The sequence below is a fragment of the Eudoraea sp. genome, from assembly GCF_049665975.1.
In the GTDB taxonomy this organism is placed as follows: Bacteria; Bacteroidota; Bacteroidia; order Flavobacteriales; family Flavobacteriaceae; genus Eudoraea.
In genome coordinates this window covers 1-3,714 of the sequence record NZ_JBATGR010000486.1, presented here as the reverse complement: position 1 = coordinate 3,714, position 3,714 = coordinate 1, and the positions used below count along the sequence as shown (strand labels likewise).

Sequence of the window (3,714 nt, the reverse complement as noted above, 5' to 3'; positions counted from 1 at the left end):
GAAATTACAATTGAAGTAACATCAGGCTCAGGGAACTATGAAATTGAAATTGATGGCCCGGGTGCAATAGACCTGGCCCGACAAGTATTACCTGGAATTCTTTTTGTTTGGACAGGAGCAAGTGGTGCAGGCCCTTATATGGTGAGCGTATATGATATGGATACTGCTACCCCTCTTTGTACACAAACCGTAACTGTTGATGTTCCGGCTGCCATACTTCCTGTATTCACGGAAATTCACACTGATGTTACCTGTAACGGTGGGGCAGATGGTACAATAACAATGATTGAAATTGATAATGGTAATAATCCTTTGACCTATACCCTAAATCCTATGCCTGTTGGTGTAGTGTTAACTGACAAAACCTTCGAAAACATTCCTGCCGGAACCTATGATGTTAGGGGAACAGGAGTTAATGATTGTTTTACAGATATATTTTCTATTACCATAGCAGAACCGGCCATTATGAATGTTCCGGCTCCTGTTGTAGTTGAATTTGGATGTACTTCAGGTAATAATCCTGAAAATGCAACAATAACCATTGATGATACCTCTATTACCGGTGGAAGCGGAGTTTATGCTATTTATGAATTCATAAATGACCAGGGTACTCCGGCCCCGGGAGACGATGTAGTGGTTCAAACAGGTTCAAATACCACTTATATAGAAACTGATGTTAATGGTGGAAGTTATACAATTAATGTATATTACAGCAATGGATGTCTCGGATCGACAACAGCAATAATTTTACCATATGATGAATAATTGACAGCCAGTGCGGCAATAACCAATCCAATTACATGTAATCCGGGGATGGATGGTGAAATTACCATAACGGTAACATCAACCGCAAACGATCCTGCTAAATTTGAATTCAGTATAGACAATGGTGCTACCTATCAGGCTTCACATGTGTTTAGTGGATTAGATTTTGGTGTTTACAATTTCCTAATCAGACATGTAGATACCGGATGTATTTTGACAGCTACAGAAACTATAATGGATCCGAATACATTTGATATTGTAGTTACCAAACTACAGGATGTCATTTGTTTTGGTACTGAAACAGGAGAAGTTACTCTTGAGTTAACAGACGCTACTTACGTTGGGCCTTTCGATTGGACTATCTATGATACAAATGGTACTCCTGCAAACCTTGCGGATGATATTCCAGTGAAAAACGGAACAAGTCCGACAAACGGACCTACTCCTGTAATCACTTTATTTGCAGGCGATTATATCGTGGAAGTTATTCAAAACAACCACCCAAATTGTACCAATACGCAATTGTTTAACATTGCCGGTCCACCGGCAGCAATTACCGCTAATACTAATGTAACTGCAATTACTTGTAATCCCGGCATGGATGGGATCATTGAAATTATTGATGTTCTTGGTGGATGGGGAGGCTATTCCTACTATGTAGGTACTGTTTCGCCAACCGGTCCCGGTGATTATGTTGCTGGTCCAAGGTTTGAAAACCTTGTAGCAGGTACTTATGAAGCCTGGGTTATAGATTCGAGCGGTTGTGAAGAGATGATCCAGAACAACATTGTTCTTGCAGATCCTCTTCCAATTACGGCTACTTTGCAAATCAATCAGGAAAACTGTACCAATCTTCAGGGAGAAATTGAAGTAGTTGGAACAGCAGGCGGACAAGGTAGTAATTACACCTATCAATTAATAAAAGATGCGGCTCCTTTTGGTGCGCCACAAACTTCAACTTTATTCTCCGGTCTTGGAGCTGGTTCCTATGAGGTTCAGATTACGGATCAATGGTCTTGTATCACAACTATAGGTCCGGAAGTGCTTTATGAGGAAATGTCCTTAATAAGTACAGTGGTCAAACCAATTGATTGTACTGTAACACCGGATGGAGAAATTACAATTACCGTTACCGGGGGTTCTGCCAATCTTAGTTATGTAGTTACATTCCCTGATATGATTACATCAGTATTAAACAATACTGGTGTGTTTACAGGCTTAAATCAAGCAGGTACCTATTCTTTTATAGTGACTGATTTGAACACTACTAATCCGGTTTGTGCCAAAAATATAACACAGGAATTAGATGCACCTACTCCTGTAACGTTTGACCCACACACTGTGGTTGATGTGTCCTGTAACGGCATGAGCGATGGTAGTATTACTATAAATCTTGAGCCTACAGCGCCAGGAATAAATGATAACCCAATTTATACCTATAACCTATATGATGCATTGGCTGCGCCTATTGCCGGACCCCAAACAAGTCCTGTTTTTGATGGCCTGCCCGCCGGCTCATATATAGTTGAAGCCATTTCAGAAAGAGGTTGTCCATTAACTGAAGTTGTTGTTATAAATGAACCAGCGATCTTAACAGTTTCCGCGGTCACAACTGCATTTAGTTGTAACCCTAACAATACAGTTAACACAGCCACTATTACCGCAACTGTTGGTGCAGGAACAGGAACCATCCCTTATTTATACAGTATAGATAATGTTAATTTCCAGGTGTCTAACATATTTGATATTATTGACACTGGTGTGGCTCAACCAATAACCGTTTACGCTCAGGATGCAAATGGATGTACAGCCACAGATGCTGTAATTATAAATCCTTTAAATGTATTCACAGCAGTTATTTCACAGGATGTTGCAATTTCGTGCGCCGGTCCGGAAGAAATTACTATCTCTGTTACAGATGATCTAAATCCGGCTAATACATATACATTCGAATTGCTGCCGTTGGGTAATCCTAATGGTGTCCTGACTTCCACGCCTTCAAATACTACTGCAGAATTTGATTTAACTGCTGTGGGAAGCTATACATTCAGAGTTACCGATACTGCCACCGGGTGTTATGTAGATACAGCCCCATATACTATTGCCCCATATGATCTGATAGACGCAATTGCAACGGCAACGTTACCTGTGGTGTGTTTCGGGGATACAAATGGAGCTCTTGAAGTAAATATTACCGGTTATACCGGCGCTTACAGCTATGAGGTCTTTACAGCTGCCGGGGTAACGACAACAATTACGGGCGTAGGCAACACAGCAACAAATCCTTTGACTATTACCGGCATTTCTGGTGGAAATTATTTTGTAAGGATAACAGAAACAGCAGCTCCTTTGTGTGTTGAAGATTCTAATATCATTACGATCATCTCACCCGATATGCCGCTCTCCGCCACTGTTAGTGAGCTTGCTAATGTAACTTGTACCAACGACCAGGGTGAAATTATTGTAGATCCCGAAGGAGGCTACGCGCCTTATGATATTGTTTTAACTAATACAACAACTGCTGCGGTTTATACCGTTAACGATGTAAATAGTTACTTGTTTACAGGCTTATCCGCCGGCAATTACACCATCGCTATTACAGATGATGGAGGGTGTATACTTAACGATACCGAAATTTTGGTACAACCAGTTCCAATCACGGCAGACATTAGCGCAACACCCACTACATTAGTTTGTTATGGTGATACGAATGCTACGGTGACAGCTATAAATGTACTTGGAGGACAGGGTAGTTATCAATATCAATTAAATTACTATGATCCAACAGGAACCGTAATAGATTTCAGTAGTGGCGGACAGACCAGCCCAATATTCAATAATATTGGTGCGGGTATATACAGCATTACTGTTTCAGATGCCTGGAATTGCGATGTAGAGACAATTCAGGTAACTATTACTGAGCCAACGGATGTTGCTGGTTCATTAATT

Annotated in this window: 1 protein-coding gene and 1 pseudogene; both read left to right on the top strand. The window is 40.9% G+C overall.

Annotation, left to right across the window (positions count from 1 at the left end; translation table 11 throughout):
- Nucleotides 1-765 (top strand): hypothetical protein (locus WBN20_RS15610; RefSeq protein ID WP_424282352.1); only part of this gene is annotated, 765 nt, incomplete at its 5' end.
- A pseudogene (locus WBN20_RS15605) lies at nucleotides 766-3,714 on the top strand (hypothetical protein); the annotation flags it as partial.